The following is a 15,644-nucleotide window of genomic DNA, read 5'->3' as shown; positions in this document are numbered from 1 at the left end:
ACCGCCGTACCGGCGGAGAAGGAGAGAGGTCGTATGATTATCAATCGACTGAGCGACAAGCTACTGGCGGCGTTGCTGCCGAAGGCGACAGCGTCGGCCTGCAACGTCTGCGCTCTCGCCTACACGGGGTGTGGCGGCCCCTTCTGTTACTACTACTACAACAAGGTGGTCGCGGGGCAGGTGCGCTGCTACGCCAACACGGCAAGGGACTGCTACGCGTCCTACGTCAGCTACACCGTGGGCTGCTGCTGACCGTCGAAAGCGCCGCCGCCGGCCGGACATCGCCATCCGGCCGGCGGCAGCACACCGGAGGACCACTGATGCGCGACACGGAGCGTCGATGCTGGCGATAGCCGTGTCGCAATGGCGGGTACGACTGCGTCGATCACTGGCGCTGCTGTCGATGATCGCCGTCGCCGTAGCGGGATTCACCCTGCTGACCGGGGCCGCGGTGACCGCACGCCTGGACGCGGTGGGCACGGTGAACGCCAACTACCGTCCCGTCTACGACCTCCTGGTACGACCGAAGGACGCGGTGCTGCCCCTGGAGCGGGATCGCAACATGGTCCAGTCGGGCCAGTTGGCGGGCATGCGTGGCGGAATCACCGTCGACCAGTGGCACCAGATCCAGGGGGTACGCGGGGTGTCCGTCGCCGCGCCGGTGGCGATGATCGGGTACGTGATGCGTACCGTGCCCCTGACGGTCGACCTGTCGGACCACCTCGACCCGAGCGCGGAGCGTCAGGTGTTACGGGTCCAACCGACCTGGGTGACGGACGCGGGACTCAGCCAGATCCCGGACGGCCCGGCGTACCTCTACGTGACGCGCAACCGGCTGGACGTGGTGCCGAACAGCGCGTTGACGAGCGGCGGGGGTCTGCCGCCGCCGGAGGAAATCGATGCCGACGGCCGACGGGTGAAGGTCTGCCCCGCGGCAGAGGCTGTCGGCGCGCAGGACTGGCTCTCACCGACGGATCTACGCGCCCGGTCGTCGCTGACCTGCGTCGGTGGCCCGGGGTCGAGGGACCGCGAGGGCAGGGCGACGCGGCCGGCCGTCACGCTGGTGTGGACGGTGCCGTTCCTGATGGCCGCGATCGACCCCGACTCGGAGGCGGCGCTGGCGGGGTTGGACGACGCGGTCGCCTCCGGCCGGTACTTCACCCCGGCCGAGGCGCCGACGTCACGACGACTGGACGGGATGCCCTATCCCTACTCGGTGTTGCCGATCCTGATCGCCGACCAGCCTCAGGTCGACACCGCGCTCACCGTCGACGTACAACGTCTCGGTGCGGACGCGGCGCAGTTGGTCCGGACGTCCGCCGACGACCAGCGCCTGCGCGCGGGGCTGGGTGACGCGTCCGGCACCTCGATCGCACACACGAAGACGCCACTCGCGAAGCCGTACCGGGACATGGTCGACCGGATGCTCCAGCCCGGCGAGTTGGGCGTCGAGTACGACCTGGCGACCGCGAACACCATGTGGCTCGACCAGTTCTGGACCGTGGGACCGCCGAAGAGGGTGCCGGCCGGGGACGGCCTGCGCGCCGAGCCAGATCCGTACGACCTGAAGATCTGGGGTCAGGGGGCCGACGACGGCGGGTCGTCCCGGCGCGTGCCCATGGAGTTCGCCGACACCAGCGTGCGGAGCGGCGTCGCCGTCCATCGGAACCTGTCGCACGGGTACGAGGCGCAACCCGGGGACGTGCAGATGCCCGATGCCGCGCTGGGCGCGGTGGGCACGTTCGACCCCGCCAGGATCTCACTGGGCGACGCGTTGTCGGCGGTGCCCATGGACACGTACTTCAATCCGGGGGCCGACGGCGCCGACGACGCGTCACGACGAGCGTTGGGCGGCCGACCCCTGGCCCCCAACTCGAACGTGACAGGCCTGCTCAGCCAACCGCCGCTGATGCTCACCACGATGGCCGCCCTGCCGGCCGTCTTCGACACCGGCGCCTACAGCACCGAGCCCAGCTACCCGGAGTACCAGCTCAACTCCGGCGCCCCCATCAGCGTGGTACGGGTTCGGCTGGCCGGGGATGTGGGCATCGACCCCCTGTCCCGGGAACGGGTCCGCCTGATCGCGGAGGAGATCGCGCAGCGTACCGGTCTCCAGGTCGACATCACGCTGGGCTCGTCGCCGACCGCGATGACGGTGCACTACCCGGCGGGAAACTACGGCCGGCCCGACCTCGCCGTCGCCGAGCCGTGGGTGCAGAAGGGGGTCGCCGCCGTGCTCGTGCGTGCGGCCGACCGCAAGAGCGTGCTGCTGTCCGTCCTGGTGCTCGCGGTGTGCGCGCTGGCCGTGCTCAACGCCAACACCGCGGCGATCCGCGCCAGACGCACCGAGTTCGGCATTCTCACCTGCCTCGGTTGGGGGCGTCGGCACCTCCTGCGGCTGATGTTCATCGAGATCGCCGGGATCGGCCTGGCCGCCGGTGTGGCGGGCACCGGGCTCGCGCTCGGCATCGCGGTGGGCCTCGGTCTGAACATCGCCTGGAGTCACACCCTGCTCGCCATCCCCGCCGCGGTGACTCTCGCCCTGCTCGCCGGCGGCTGGCCGGCGTGGCGAGCCGCCCGACCCGACCCGGCCGAGGTCATCCGCCCCGCCGTTGCGGGGTTCGCCCTACGCGGGCACGCCCCGCGTCGGCTGACGACCCTCGCCCTGGCGAATCTCGTCCGTACACCCGGTCGGACCATCCTCGGCGCGTTGAGCCTGACGATCGGCGTGGCCGCGTTGACCATGCTGTTGGCGATCACGTTCGCGTTCCGCGGTGCCCTCACCGGCACGTTGCTCGGCGACGCCGTGACCCTCCAGGCTCGCGCCGTCGACCACATCGCCGTCGCGGTCACCATCGTGCTGGGCGTCGTGTCCGTCGCCGACGTGCTCTACCTCAACATCTCCGAGCGTGCCCCCGAGTTGGCGCTGTTCGGTGCCGTCGGCTGGACCGACGCCATGCTGAACCGCCTCGTCGTCGTCGAGGCCGTCGGCATGGGCATCCTCGGCGGTGCGCTCGGCGCCGCCGCCGGGCTCGGGGCCGCGGCGGCCTTCGCGGGAGGTGTCACCACGTCCGTCGTCTGGTGTGCGGTGGCCGCGCTGACGTTCGGCGTGGCCGTCTCCGCCGTCTCGGTCGTGGTGCCGATCGCCGTGCTCCGCCGACTGCCCACGGCCCAACTGCTCGCCGACGGGTGAGCGACGAAGGAGTAGGTCGCGTGAAACGGACGCCTGCCGACGCCTCGGCCCGCACGTCACTGGTTCGTCTCAGCGATGTGCGCAAGACCTTCCCGCTGGCCGATGGCGCGCCACTGGTCGCGGTCGACGATGTCAGCCTCTCGATCGCCCCTGGCACGGCGGTCGCGTTGACCGGGCCGAGCGGCTCGGGCAAGTCGACCCTCCTGCACCTGGTCGGCGCCATCGAACGAAGCGACGGTGGCCGCATCGACGTCGGCGGCCAGGAGGTGACCCGCCTGTCCGGCCGCGCGTTGGCGGCGTACCGACGGTCGGTGGGTTTCGTGTTCCAACGGTTCCACCTCCTGCCCACTCTCACCGCCCTGGACAACGTCGTGGCGCCGCTGATCCCGTTCCGCACCGACTTCGACAAGGTCGCTCGCGCCCGCGAGCTGCTGGCGATGGTCGGGCTCGCCGACCGGGCCGCCGCCCTGCCGTCACGGCTCTCCGGCGGACAGCAACAACGGGTCGCCATCGCCCGCGCGCTGATCAACCGGCCCGCCCTGCTGCTGGCCGACGAACCCACCGGCAACCTCGACAGTCAGAACAGCGCCGCGATCGTCGACCTCCTGTTGAGGCTGCGCGACGAGCAGGGTACGACGCTCGTCATGGCCACCCACGACGCCGGTATCGCGGCGCGTTGCGACCGGGCCGTGCAGATGCGCGACGGTCGCCTCACCCACCCGTCGCGGTAACGCGGCGGGCGTTCTCGCGGTCGCGACAAACGCTTGCGTTGATCTCGCGGGTAGGCTCGTGCGTGCTGTCGCAGCCTGCGCTGCTCAACCACGCGCTCGCTGCACCGGCCACCGACCGCCGGTCGACCCGAGACCCGCGCGCCGATCCAGGGGGACGACACCAGGTGAGCGCCCATTCGATGGTGTTGTTCGTACTCGCCGCCGTGGCGGTCGTGGTCGCCGTCCGGTGGGTGGCGTCCCGCACCGGCCTGCCGGCGGCCGCGCTGCTGCCGCTCATCGGCATCGTGTACGCGCTGCTCCCCGGTCCCAACGTCGGCCTCGACCCCGACCTGGTGCTCATGGTCGTGCTGCCGCCGCTGCTCTACAGCGCCGCGTTGGACTCCTCGCTGCTGGACATCCGCCGGAACCTGCGCATCGTGGTCAGCCTCTCGGTGGTGCTGGTGCTCCTCACCGGGCTGCTCGTCGGCCTCGGGTTCCACCTGTTCGTCGCGGGTGCGACCCTGGCCGCCGGAATCGCGGTCGGCGCCGCCATCGCCCCGCCCGACCCGGTGGCCGCCCTCGCGGTGGGCCGCCGGGTCAACCTGCCGCCGAAGATGGTCACGATCATCCAGGGCGAGGGACTGCTCAACGACGCCACCGCCCTGACGATGCTCAGCGTGGCGGTGGCCGCCGCCGTCGGTGGGACGTTCTCGTTTCCCGCCGCCGTCGCGCAGTTCGTGGTGGCGGCGGTCGGTGGGGTGGCCGTCGGGGTGGCTGTCGCCTGGGCGAAACGGCTGGCCCGACCTCTCACCGCGGACCCGCTGATGTCCAACGCGATCTCGCTGGCGACACCGTTCGTCGCCTACCTGCTGGGCGAGGCGCTGCACGTCTCCGGGGTGCTCGCCGTGGTGATCGCCGGGCTGATCGTCGGCCACCAGACGCCCCAGGTCGGGTCCGGGGCGGCCCGACTCCAGACCAACGCCGTGTGGCGACTTGTCGACTTCCTCCTCGAAGGCTTCGTCTTCCTGCTGATCGGACAGCAGCTTCCCGAGGTGGTGAAGGGTCTACGCCAGTACGACACCTCGACGATCGTCATCGCCGTCGCGGTGTCCGTGGGCGTGGTGCTGCTCCTACGCCCGGCCTGGCTGGTGATGACCCAGTCGCTCCCCCGGTCCCTGCACACCCGCCTCGGTGGTGTCTCCGAGCAGGACGACACCGATGAGCCGAGCAGCGCCCGACAGGTGGCGCGGGCCGACCGCAACGCCCGCCGGCTCAGCTCCCGCGAGGTGGTGGCGCTGAGCTGGTCCGGCACGCGCGGCGTGATCAGCCTGGCCGCGATCTTCACCCTCCCGCTGACCACCGACGACGGGTCGCCCTTTCCCGACCGGGACCTGCTGCTGTTCTGCACCTTCGTGGTCGTCCTCGTGACGCTCGTCGGGCAGGGTCTGACGTTCGCACCGCTCGTGCGGATGCTCGGCCTGCGTGCCAACGAAACCGACCAGGCTCGGGTACGCAACGAGGCGCGCTCCGCCGCGGTCGAGGCGGCTCTGGCCCGCCTCGACGAGGTCGCCGCCGCCGAGCCGGACAGCGCGGTGGCCGTCAACACCACGCGTACGCAGTTGTTGGCCCGACTGGCGCGCTATCGCGGCCGACTCGACCTGCTCGAGCAGAGCGGGTCCGGCGAGCTGCCCACCTCACCGCAGTACGAGACGGCGCTGCGGGTCCGCCGTACGGCCCTCGACGCGCAGCGCGAGGAGCTGGTGCGCTGGCGTGACTCGGGGCGGCTGCCGGACGAGGAACTGCGGATCCTGGAGCGGGAACTCGACCACCAGGAACTGCTGCTCCCCAAACGGCAGTAGCCGTCTCCACCTCACCGCAGCGTCAACGTGACCTGCCCGGTCGCGACCCCGGACGGATCCACCACCACCGTGTACGCGCCAGCGGCCGGCAGCGTCGTCGGCCCGATCTCACCAACCCCGTTGACCACGCATCCGCTGCTGATCAGGCTGCCGTCGGGGGCGCGTAACTCCAGCACACCGCACTGGTCGGGCAGTTCGGTGGCGGTCGCGGTCAGACTCACCGACGCGCCGGCGCCAGCGGTGAACCGGTAGCTGGTGACCGCGCCCGGTCGCTCGACGGTGGCGACGACCGACGGACCGCCGACGGTGATCGTCGCCGCCCGGTCGCGGCTGCTGACCAGCCGCAGCGTGGTCGCGCCGGTGGTGCGTCCGGTCGGATCCACCACCACCGTGTACGTCCCGTCGGCGGGCAGCAGTGTGCCGTCGATCTCGCCGACGCCGTTGATCACGCAGCCGCTGCTCAGCAGCCGGTCCTGGGTGTCGCGCAGTTCCAGCGGGGAGCACTGGTTGGGCAGTGTGCTCGTGGGCACCTCGACGAAGACGCGCTCACCCTGCCGCCCGGTGAACCGGTACCGGGCCGCCGCGCCGGGCTGCTCCAGGGTCGCGGTGACCTCCGGGCCGTTCGCCTGCAGCGTGCCGTTAACGTCCCGGGCCACGTACACCCGGACGGCGGCTCGTCCGGTGTCGCCGGGGGCGGCGGTGACCCGCACGGCGTACGTGCCGGTGGCGGTGAGGTCGACGCGGTCGATGTACCCGACGCCGTCGATGGCGCAGCCCGCTCCGATCAGACCGTCGGTCGGGTCGGTGAGCACGTACGGCGAGCAGCGGTTGCCCATTCCGGGCGCGATGACGTCGACGAAGACGGCGTCCCCGGCCCGGCCGGGGAACGTCAGTGGTGCCCCGCCGGGGGTCAGGCTGGCGCTCGCCACGGCCACGGCGGTGATCGACGGGGCGGCGGGCGGGGCGACCCGCTCGGTGCTGGCGCCGGCCACCGCGAACTCGGGACGACCGCTGACCGCGACGTCGAAGACGCACTCGGCGAGCTGGGCGGGAGCGGTGACGCCCGCCCAGCCGCAGATCTGCTCGGCCGTGGCGCGGCGGGCCGGGTCGAGGTCGCCGACCGTGATCTCCCGCTCGGGGAAGGCACGGTCGGTGAACGTGCCGGTGTCCTGCCCGTCGTCGTAGTGCAGCAGCGAGCGGTCCGCGGTGATCCGCCAACTGTCCGCGTACGTCGGGTAGAGCTGTGTGAACGGCACGGGCTGGGTGAGGGCCGCCCCGGTGGCGGGCGCGACGTCGTCGGCCGGGTCGCCGTCGAAGTCGCCGAGCAGGCCGCGTACCTTCCCGGCCCGGCCGTCGGCGAGCCGGACCAGCACCCGGTAGCCGTACCTGCCGATCTGGTCCACCGCCGCCGCCGAGCCGTCCGGCCACGTCACGTCGTACCCGTCGGATTCTCCGGTGTCGGACGGGCGGCGGGTGAGGTTGCCGCCGGTCAGGTCGGTCCGTTCGGGCGGCACGGCGACCGGTGCGCCGTCCACGTGCACCCGGGTGACGCCGTCGGTGAGGGTGAGCGCGACGCGGTGGGCGCCGACCCGGAACGCCACGGCCGAATTGACCGAGGCGGAGCGGGAGCCCGCCATCGGCGCCTGCCGGACCTGGATCTCCAGCGGGTCGCCACCGGTGGCCGCGACCAGGGTGAACTCGCCGACGGCCTGGAAGTCGTACGCGACCCGGTCGAAGGTGACCAGGTGCGGGTCGCCGTTGCTGCCGCCGCAGTCGGCGCCGTCCTCGCACATTTTCGCCGGCCCCTTCGGCGGGGGCGTCTTCTTCGGCGGCTTCTTGCACTCGTCGAGGCTCTTGGGCAGCGTCTTGCCCTTGTACTCCTTGCGCGGCGGCAGGCCCTTCGCCACCCGGTACCGGTTCTCGGCCAACGTCGCCCGCACCTCGGCGGTGGGAATGCCGGTGCTCCCGCACTCGCCGGGTGGGACGGCGTTCCGGGAGATGTCGTCCGCGTGGTTCAACTCGTGGTAGAGCGCGGCGCAGGGGTCCCGGGCCACCCCGTCGTCGTACGGGTCGGTGGAGGTCGGGTTCCAGGTGACGGTGGACGAGCCCTTGCCGTCGGGGCTGTCCGGTGTCTCGAACGCGCCGGAGCCGCCCGGGGTGGGGATGATCCGCACCTTCGGGCTCTTCTTGTCCTTCAGCCGGGGCAACAGGCCGGACGGGTCCCCGCCCGCCGTGGCGAACCCGCTCAGACAGCCGTCGACAGCCGCCTGGAAGTCGACACCCTTGATCGGCACGCCGGAGGTCGGGTCGACCGAGTAGTCGGCCCGGGCCGGACGGGCACCGCCGCCGACCAGCGCGCCGACGGCCACCAGCAGGACGGCAACGGTCGCGGCCGTCGGCCGGCGGCGGCGTACCCGCAGCAGGGCCACCAGCGCGGCCAGGAGCAGCACCAGCAGCAGTCCACCAGCGATCAGCCAGACCCAGCGGCGACCGGACCCACCGCCGTCACCGACCGTGAACGTGGTGGTCCCCAGGGCCGTCGCGCCCCGACAGCTGTCGACCGCGCCGGCGACCGGCAGGGTCACGTAGCCGGCCGTGACCTCGTACCGGCCGGGAGCGCCCACCGGCCAGAGCGAGTCGAGTCCACCGCCGTCCCCGGTGGCGGCCACCGAGCGCAGCACGACGTCGCCGGGCGCGTCACCGAGCCGTACTCCGGTCAGCGTCACGGCAGCGGTCGCGCCGGGCTCGACAGTGGTCAGACCAGCGGTGGCCGCTGCGGCGATCCCGTCGTCGTGGAAGCTGCGGGCGAGCGTCGGCGTGAGGTCGCGCCCGTCCCGGCGTACCCCGGCAATCTGGACGGTGCCGACGGCGGTGGTCGGCAGCGCGCACGCCGACCCGGTGGAGTTCGTGACGGTGAGGTCCAGGCGGACCTGGACACCGGCGCGGTAGTCCGCCTGCCCGGCGCGCAGGACCAGGCCGAGGCCGCCGTCGCCGGGCGCTGCGGCGGCACTCGCCGCCCCGGCCACCAGGGCCGTCAGCAGTACGGCGAGTCCGATCGCCGGTCGCAGCATCCGTCTCATGGTGGGGACTGTAGGGGCGCGGGTACGGGATTCCCGTGCTCTGTCGGGGACCGGTCGCTGCGGGGTAGGGCCTGCCCCACCTGCGACAGTCCCGCTCACCGGCTGTCACCTGGACGGCTCACTTCATAGCCTGCGAATACGGTTCTCTGTTGCTTACGGGGGTAGTCGTGACGTTCTCCAGCAAGGACCCGCCGGTGGTGCTCGAAGGGTCGCCCGGGACGTTCTCCCGGATCGCCAACGTCGACGCCCTGCGCGCCGTGGCGCTGCTCCTCATCCTGCTCGTCAACGTCGCCTTCTTCGCCTCCGGATATCCCTTCCACCTGGTCCCCGATCCCGCCCACGACTCGTGGAGCGACCACGCGGTCGGATGGTTGGTCGAACTGCTCCTCGCGATGAAGGCGTACCTGCTCTTCGCCTTCCTGTTCGGCTACAGCTTCACCCTCCAGCTCGACTCCGCCGCGCGGCGCGGTGTCGCGATCGCACCCCGGTTCCGGCGACGGATGGTCGGGCTCTTCGTGCTCGGCATCCTGCACGCCGTGCTGCTGTTCCAGGGCGACATCCTGACCACGTACGCGCTGCTCGGCCTGGTCCTGCTCGCCATGCGCAGAGTCCGCGTCGGGACCGCGCTGCGCGTCGCCGTCCTGCTGACCGGTGTGATCGGCTTCCTTCTCGCGCTTGCCGCCACGAGCGGGACCCAACTGGTCACCGACCCGGCGGCGGCGCTCGCGGCGGGCCAGCGATCCACCGAGGCACTACAGGGCGGCATCGGCTCGGTGATCGTCGAACACGTACGCCAACTGCCGGCGATGGTCGGCACGCTCCTCGTCCAGGGACCACTCGCCCTCTCGGCGTTCCTCTTCGGATACGCGGCGGGGCGTCGCGCCTCCTCACCGACGTCGTCGGGAACCGGCAGCTCCTGCGCCGGGTACAGCGGGTGGGCTACCCGATCGGGCTGGCTGGCGCGCTGGTCTTCGCCTCGGGAGGGGGCAGCGCCAACCTGACTGGGCTGACGGTCGGTCTGCTCACCGCGCCGCTGCTCGCGGCCGCGTACGCCGCCAGCCTCCTCGAGTTCTTCGAGACCGACCGGGGGCGATGGGTCGTCGCCGTACTCGCGCCGGCCGGACGGATGTCCCTGTCGAACTACCTGGGACAGTCGCTGCTGTGCGTGCTGGTCTTCACCGGCGTCGGGCTGGGCCTCGCCGGCACCGTCGCACCCGCGGTCGTCCTGCTCATCGCGGTCGCGATCTACACCGTGCAGGTGGCCGCCAGCGCGGCGTGGATGACCCGGTTCCGCTACGGACCGGCGGAGTGGCTGTTGCGGGCCTGGACCGAGCAGCGGTGGCCACGGCTGCGATCTGCAGACCAAACCTGACGGAGGTCACTGCCGGCGGCAGCGGACGGTGCTCGCACCTTCGCAGGACGTCGTCACTCTGCCGTCGATCCGTACGCATCGGGGTGCCTAATCGGCTCATTGACACGGGTTACGACAGGCAGCACCTGCAACTCAACCGCCGCCTGTCGCATCATCTCGACCGCGGACGTCATGTCGTAACGACGGTGGAGGATTTCGAAGATGTCCTCCACCGTCTGGACTGCGCCCAGCCTGCCAGAACGCCCGGCTATGGCAGCCACGGCAGCACAAGCTCTGACCGGATCAAGGGAGACGGTATTGGCTGCGAACTCCTTGGGCGGAAGCACTTGCAACCCGCGGGGCAAATTGCCCGGAGGCAGGTCTCGGACGTTCAGCGTGACGATTGCGCCCGCGTTAGCGACAACCGCAGCAGCAACCAGGTGCTCATCGTCGGGGTCAGGAAGGCCGTACGTGCCTTCCAGTCCCTCCCACCCGCCAACCTCTGCGTCGTCAAAATGCTGGCGAACCTGCTCGATAAGGTGCCGCGCGCGCTTGGCGGCCTGGTCAGCCTCATAGCCGCGCTCGATCAGCTTTGCCCGCTGCTCGTATTCCAGCTCCTCGAGCACGACCGAACTCCAGGCGGGACGATACAGACCCTCGATAGCAAGGGACAGAAGAAAGTCGCGCTGCAGATCGGGCCAGAGAACACAGGTATCGAGGAGGGCTGTGAACACGCGCCTATTCTGTCAGGCCCCTGCGGCGTCGTCCGACTACGCGCCGCGCCTCGCGCAGTCGCTGCGTTACCACGTCGAGGTCTTCCTCGTCATCAATGTCCATTGAGGTTGCTTCGAGCGCCGCATACTGCTCGGCCCTGCGCTGTGCCCGGTAGGCAAGCACGTCGGGCAGAAGAACGCGGCGATGAGTTCCCAATCGCTCAAACGGAATCTTGCCCTCGTCGAGCAACTTCACGACGGTAGGTCGGCTGACTCCAAGCAGGTCGGCGGCTTGCTGGGTCGTCAGCTTCAGCGTCCGCGGCGCCACGGTCACCGCAAAGCCCTGCTGCAACGCCTCAACAACCTGGCGAAGCATCCCGTAGACCTCGGCGGGAAGCTCGACGCGGTCGCCAGGGGTAGCACCAGCCAGGAAGTACCGTGGCGCCACTGGCCCCCGGCCCGCCATCTCATGGGCCTGCATGAAGTCATGGACCTGGGCAACCTGTCCATCGGCCTCTGGCAGGTACGTCTCTTCCTTCAGCGCAGCTGCAGTCATGGCCCCTCCTTCTCGAAAGAATCGTAACCGCCTTCGTTTCGTGCGTCCACGAAATGCTACGACTGGCTCGAGAGGAGGTGGGAGCGACGCGCCCGTGGGCCGACTACGCTGGCGTACACGAAAAAGGCCCCGGACTGGTGTCAATCACCAGATCGGGGCCTTGCTCGTTGGTGCGCCGCCAGGGACTCGAACCCCGAACCCGCGGATTAAGAGTCCGCTGCTCTGCCAGTTGAGCTAGCGGCGCTCGTCGGCAACGGGGAGAAGATTAGCACCCCGCCAACCCGGGCTCCAATCCGGTTACCCGGCTCCCCCCTTCGGTCGAGCTTAACGGGCATACAGCCACAAAGAGGCTGTCTGGCATGAGACGGGGGCGTGGGTCTCGGCACTGATGGGGCACGATGTCCGCCAGGTACGCGAGAACAGAGGTGGGGATGGCACGGTTCACGCGAGCCGGGGCGGTGGTGGGCGCTCTGACCCTGGCGGCGTCGCTGGCACTGACCGGGTGCGGCGACGAGCAGAAGAAGCCGGAATTCGTCGGCGGGACGTCGGCGGATGCGAGTGCCGCACCCGACTCGGCCGCGCCGTCGACGAGCGGCGAGCCGAGCGCGCCCAGCGGACCTTCGCTGACGCTGAACCCGGCCGACGGCACGAAGAACAAACCCGTGAGTACGGAGATCAGCGCCAAGCTCCCGAGCGGCGGAAAGGTGTCCGCGGTCACCCTGAGCGCGGCCAGCGGCGGCACCGTGGAGGGCAAGCTCCGCGCCGACGGCTCGGCCTGGGTGCCGTCCGCTCCCCTGAAGTGGGGGACGAAGTACACGGCCACGGTGACGGCGAGCGGGCCGGACGGCACGAGCAGTCAGGGCACCAGCACCTTCACCACGATGGCCAAGCCGAAGTCGATGATCGGGTCTGGCCTGTACCTCTTCGACGACAAGAGCTACGGCGTCGCCATGCCGGTGGTCACCGAGTTCCACCCGGGCATTCCCAAGAAGGACCGGGCGGCGGTGCAGAAGCGGATGTTCGTCAAGACCGACCCGCCGCAGCCGGGCGCCTGGCACTGGGTCGACAACGGCACGCAGGCGTACTACCGGGCACCGGAGTACTGGAAGCCGGGCACCACCCTCACCGTACGGATCGCGCTGGCCGGGGTGCCGTTGAGCAACGGCAGGTACGGCGACATGGACCGCAAGGCCTCCGCCAAGATCGGCCGGTCGTTGGTGATGAAGGTGGACAACGCCACCAAGAAGATGTCGGTCTACGAGAACGGCGCGTTGACGCGCACGATCCCGGTGAGCCTGGGCAAGAGGAGCACCCCGTCGTCGAGCGGCACGCTGGTCGTGATGGAGAAGAAGGAGGCCACGGTCTTCGACACCCGCGACGATCCGGACCCGGCCAACCGCTACGTCACCGACATCCAGTTCGCCCAGCGGCTCACCTGGGGCGGCGAGTACATCCACGCCGCGCCCTGGTCGGAGCACGTACAGGGACGGCAGAATGTCTCGCACGGCTGTGTGAACGTGTCGATGACGAACGCCAAGTGGCTGTTCGAGAAGACCCGGATCGGCGACCCGATCACGATCAAGGGAACCGAGCGCAAGATCGCCGCCGGTAACGGCTGGACGGCGTGGAGCCTGAGCTGGTCGGAGTTCATCAAGGGCAGCGCGCTGCCGGTACCCAAGGGTGGCTCCGGCCCGGCGCTCTGAGCGACAGGCGTCATCGCGCCGGCCCTGCCGATGGCACGGGCCGGCGCGTACCCTTGCTCTGCCCGCGACGTAACGACGGCGATGGGCGGCCCCTCAGCTCCGGCAGGAAGACGAGCCCGGATCACGAAACGCCGGATAGTAGCAAAAATCCGGCACCGTGATCGGCGTGTTTCTGTTCACCCTCGGCAACCAGGACCGGTTCTGACACGTCTTTAGGAGACGATGGGTCAGCGACCACGACTGTGAGGACATCATGCGAGCTAGCCAGCACCAGCTGATCCGGCCCCGTGGGCGACGCCGCGTGCTCGCGGCCGGGCTCCTCGCCGTGGCGTTGGCCTTCACCTCGGCCTGCACCGACAGCGACGGCGGCAAGCCGTCCTCGTGGCAGGGCGGCGCCGAGAGCCCAGCGCCCAAGGCATCGGCGACCATCGCCGAACCGGCGGCGGACGCCAAGGACGTGCCCGCGTCCACCGGCATCACCTTCAGCACGAAGGACGCCCAGGAGACCGCCTTCGCGCTCAAGGACGCGGCCGGCAAGGCGGTCGAGGGGAAGCTCGCGGCGGACGGCAAGACGTGGCAGCCGAGCGGGGCCCTGGAGTACGGCACCAGCTACACCGCCACGGTCACGGCCACCGGTGACGACGGTCGGCCCGCCACCGCGACCAGCACCTTCACCACGATGGCCAAGCCCGACAAGCAGATCCGGGTGAGCAGTTTCCTCGGTGACAACCAGCAGGTCGGTGTCGGGATGCCGCTGATCGTGAAGTTCGACCGCGCGATCCCGGAGGACTACCGCGACGACGTGCAGCGCCGGATGACGGTGACCTCGACGCCGGCCCAGGAGGGCATCTGGCACTGGGTGAGCCCCACGGAGATCCGGTACCGGCCGAAGCAGTTCTGGAAGGCCAACAGCAAGGTCTCCTACCGGGTGCAGGCCGGTGGCCTGCCGATGGGCGACGGCTACTACGGCCGCGCGGACCTCTCGGTGGACATCAAGATCGGACCGTCGCTGATCATGACGGTGGACAACAAGACCAAGCGGATGACGGTGACCCGCAACGGCAAGGTCATCAAGACCATTCCGGTCAGCCTGGGCAAGAAGAGCACCCCCTCGTCCAGCGGGACGATGGTCGTCATCGAGAAGCTGCGCAAGACCGTCTTCGACACGTTCGAGGAGCTGGGGCCGGAGGACGGCTACCGCACCAAGATTGACTTCGCGCAGCGCCTCACCTGGGGCGGCGAGTTCATCCACGCGGCTCCCTGGTCGGAGGGCCAGCAGGGCAGCGTCAACGTCTCGCACGGCTGCGTGAACGTGTCGATGGCAAACGGCGACTGGCTGTTCAAGAACACCCAGGTCGGCGACCCCATCACGGTCAAGGGCACCGAGACCAAGCTCAAGAACGGCAACGGCTGGACCGACTGGAACATGAGCTGGGACGAGTACGTCAAGGGCAGCGCCCTGCCGTACGACCCGGACGCTCCGGCGACTCCGAACGACGCCGCCACCCCGACGCCCACCCCGACCGCCTGATCCACACGCACCATCGACTCGGGTTCCAGAAATCCGGGGTGTCCCGTCAGCGGGGACACCCCGGATTTCGGTAAACGGAGTGGATCATTCGCCGAAGGGGTCGGCACAACGACTCAGGCCCCCTCCGGAGAGGGGGCCTGAGATGTGGGGTGACTGATGGGAATTGAACCCACGACAACCGGGACCACAACCCGGTGCTCTGCCAACTGAGCTACAGCCACCACGCCTCCGACGCCCGGTTGATCGCCCCGGGCGGCGTGCGGACCAATAATAGCCCCACCCCCGCGCACGACGTCCAGCGGGTTCCACGCCGGCCGGCCGAACGGCGCCGGCTCAGAGCTCGGCGGCGATGCCCTTGGCGGTCTCGACGTCCGGGCCGGGCAGCGGTACGAAGATGGTGCGCCGGTAGTACTCCAGCTCGCGGATGCTCTCGCGGATGTCGGCGAGCGCCCGGTGCGCCAGGCCCTTCTGCGGTTGACCGAAGTACACGCGGGGGTACCAGCGGCGGCAGAGTTCCTTGATCGACGACACGTCGATCATGCGGTAGTGCAGGTGCGCGTCGAGGCGGGGCATGTCCCGGGCGATGAAGCCGCGGTCGGTGGCGATCGAGTTGCCACACAGCGGCGCGGTACGCGGATCCTTGACGAAGGTGCTGACGTACTCCAGCACCAGGTCCTCGGCCTCGGTCAGGGTGACCACCGAACGGCGGACCTCCTCGGTGAGGCCGGACTTGGCGTGCATCGTCTGGACGATCTCCGGCATCGCCTCCAACGCCGCCTCGTCGGCGTGGATCACCACGTCGACGCCATCACCCAGCACGTTGAGGTCGGGGTCGGTGACCAGTGCCGCAACCTCGATCAGCTTGTCGCTGCCGAGGTCCAACCCGGTCATCTCACAGTCGATCCAGACGAGGAGGTCAGCCACCGGGACAGCCTACGCGCAGCCCAC

Annotated in this window: 12 protein-coding genes and 2 tRNA genes; 8 read left to right on the top strand and 6 right to left on the bottom strand. The window is 70.1% G+C overall.

Annotated elements, in window-relative coordinates; all coding sequences use genetic code 11:
• Positions 1–33: 33 nt before the first annotated feature.
• The 4 genes from ABZV06_RS11170 (at position 34) to ABZV06_RS11155 (ending at position 5,762) form a co-directional block, all read left to right on the top strand.
• The gene (locus tag ABZV06_RS11170) at positions 34–252 is read left to right on the top strand and encodes a hypothetical protein (RefSeq protein WP_355620494.1); all 219 of its coding nucleotides are present in this window, start codon (positions 34–36) and stop codon (positions 250–252) included.
• A gap of 88 nt (positions 253–340) precedes the next feature.
• Complete coding sequence (locus tag ABZV06_RS11165; RefSeq protein WP_355620491.1) at positions 341–3,193, top strand: ABC transporter permease; 2,853 nt, start codon at positions 341–343, stop codon at positions 3,191–3,193.
• Between the two features lie 20 nt (positions 3,194–3,213).
• Positions 3,214–3,924, top strand: coding sequence for an ABC transporter ATP-binding protein (locus ABZV06_RS11160; RefSeq protein ID WP_355620489.1), 711 nt, complete (start codon positions 3,214–3,216; stop codon positions 3,922–3,924).
• A gap of 179 nt (positions 3,925–4,103) precedes the next feature.
• The gene (locus tag ABZV06_RS11155; RefSeq protein ID WP_355620575.1) at positions 4,104–5,762 is read left to right on the top strand and encodes a Na+/H+ antiporter; all 1,659 of its coding nucleotides are present in this window, start codon (positions 4,104–4,106) and stop codon (positions 5,760–5,762) included.
• 11 nt (positions 5,763–5,773) lie between these two features.
• Here ABZV06_RS11155 and ABZV06_RS11150 read toward each other — a convergent pair whose 3' ends face one another.
• Positions 5,774–8,842, bottom strand: a complete 3,069-nt coding sequence (locus ABZV06_RS11150; RefSeq protein WP_355620486.1) for a VWD domain-containing protein — start codon at positions 8,840–8,842, stop codon at positions 5,774–5,776.
• 167 nt (positions 8,843–9,009) lie between these two features.
• Here ABZV06_RS11150 and ABZV06_RS11145 point away from each other — a divergent pair, with 167 nt between their 5' ends.
• Positions 9,010–9,843, top strand: a complete 834-nt coding sequence (locus ABZV06_RS11145) for a hypothetical protein (protein ID WP_355620483.1) — start codon at positions 9,010–9,012, stop codon at positions 9,841–9,843.
• On the top strand, positions 9,777–10,214 hold the full coding sequence (locus ABZV06_RS11140; protein ID WP_355620480.1) for a DUF418 domain-containing protein: 438 nt from the start codon (positions 9,777–9,779) through the stop codon (positions 10,212–10,214). Before ABZV06_RS11145 ends, ABZV06_RS11140 begins: the two co-directional genes overlap by 67 nt.
• Positions 10,215–10,267: 53 nt before the next feature.
• On the opposite strand, the gene ABZV06_RS11135 is transcribed toward ABZV06_RS11140, so the two are convergent.
• From ABZV06_RS11135 to ABZV06_RS11125, 3 genes are all read right to left on the bottom strand, one after another.
• A complete protein-coding gene (locus ABZV06_RS11135) occupies positions 10,268–10,927 on the bottom strand; it encodes a PIN domain-containing protein (protein ID WP_355620477.1) in 660 nt (219 codons plus the stop codon).
• Positions 10,928–10,931: 4 nt separating this feature from the next.
• Positions 10,932–11,462 carry a helix-turn-helix domain-containing protein gene (locus tag ABZV06_RS11130; RefSeq protein ID WP_355232876.1) on the bottom strand — a complete coding sequence of 177 codons (531 nt, stop codon included), beginning with the start codon at positions 11,460–11,462 and terminating at the stop codon, positions 10,932–10,934.
• Positions 11,463–11,630: 168 nt separating this feature from the next.
• Positions 11,631–11,706 (bottom strand) — tRNA-Lys (locus tag ABZV06_RS11125).
• A gap of 187 nt (positions 11,707–11,893) precedes the next feature.
• On the opposite strand from ABZV06_RS11125, the gene ABZV06_RS11120 reads away from it, so the two are divergent.
• Together ABZV06_RS11120 and ABZV06_RS11115 are read left to right on the top strand one after the other, a co-directional pair.
• On the top strand, positions 11,894–13,165 hold the full coding sequence (locus ABZV06_RS11120) for an Ig-like domain-containing protein (protein ID WP_355620474.1): 1,272 nt from the start codon (positions 11,894–11,896) through the stop codon (positions 13,163–13,165).
• Positions 13,166–13,418: 253 nt separating this feature from the next.
• The gene (locus ABZV06_RS11115; protein ID WP_355620471.1) at positions 13,419–14,696 is read left to right on the top strand and encodes an Ig-like domain-containing protein; all 1,278 of its coding nucleotides are present in this window, start codon (positions 13,419–13,421) and stop codon (positions 14,694–14,696) included.
• A gap of 145 nt (positions 14,697–14,841) precedes the next feature.
• On the opposite strand, the gene ABZV06_RS11110 is transcribed toward ABZV06_RS11115, so the two are convergent.
• Together ABZV06_RS11110 and orn are read right to left on the bottom strand one after the other, a co-directional pair.
• A tRNA-His gene (locus ABZV06_RS11110) sits at positions 14,842–14,917 on the bottom strand.
• 112 nt (positions 14,918–15,029) lie between these two features.
• The gene (gene orn / locus ABZV06_RS11105) at positions 15,030–15,620 is read right to left on the bottom strand and encodes an oligoribonuclease (protein WP_355620468.1); all 591 of its coding nucleotides are present in this window, start codon (positions 15,618–15,620) and stop codon (positions 15,030–15,032) included.
• Positions 15,621–15,644 lie beyond the last annotated feature (24 nt).

This window comes from Micromonospora sp. NPDC005172, from assembly GCF_040608555.1.
Taxonomy (GTDB): Bacteria; Actinomycetota; Actinomycetes; order Mycobacteriales; family Micromonosporaceae; genus Micromonospora.
The sequence above is the reverse complement of the archived record's forward strand: the minus strand, read 5'-3'. Positions and strand labels throughout refer to the sequence as shown.

Coding starts and splice junctions, on each gene's coding strand:
- ABZV06_RS11170 (WP_355620494.1), top strand. CDS start 34: ATGATTATCAATCGACTGAGCGACAAGCTACTGGCGGCGTTGCTGCCG.
- ABZV06_RS11165 (WP_355620491.1), top strand. CDS start 341: ATGCTGGCGATAGCCGTGTCGCAATGGCGGGTACGACTGCGTCGATCA.
- ABZV06_RS11155 (WP_355620575.1), top strand. CDS start 4,104: ATGGTGTTGTTCGTACTCGCCGCCGTGGCGGTCGTGGTCGCCGTCCGG.
- ABZV06_RS11150 (WP_355620486.1), bottom strand. CDS start 8,842: ATGAGACGGATGCTGCGACCGGCGATCGGACTCGCCGTACTGCTGACG.
- ABZV06_RS11130 (WP_355232876.1), bottom strand. CDS start 11,462: ATGACTGCAGCTGCGCTGAAGGAAGAGACGTACCTGCCAGAGGCCGAT.
- ABZV06_RS11120 (WP_355620474.1), top strand. CDS start 11,894: ATGGCACGGTTCACGCGAGCCGGGGCGGTGGTGGGCGCTCTGACCCTG.
- ABZV06_RS11115 (WP_355620471.1), top strand. CDS start 13,419: ATGCGAGCTAGCCAGCACCAGCTGATCCGGCCCCGTGGGCGACGCCGC.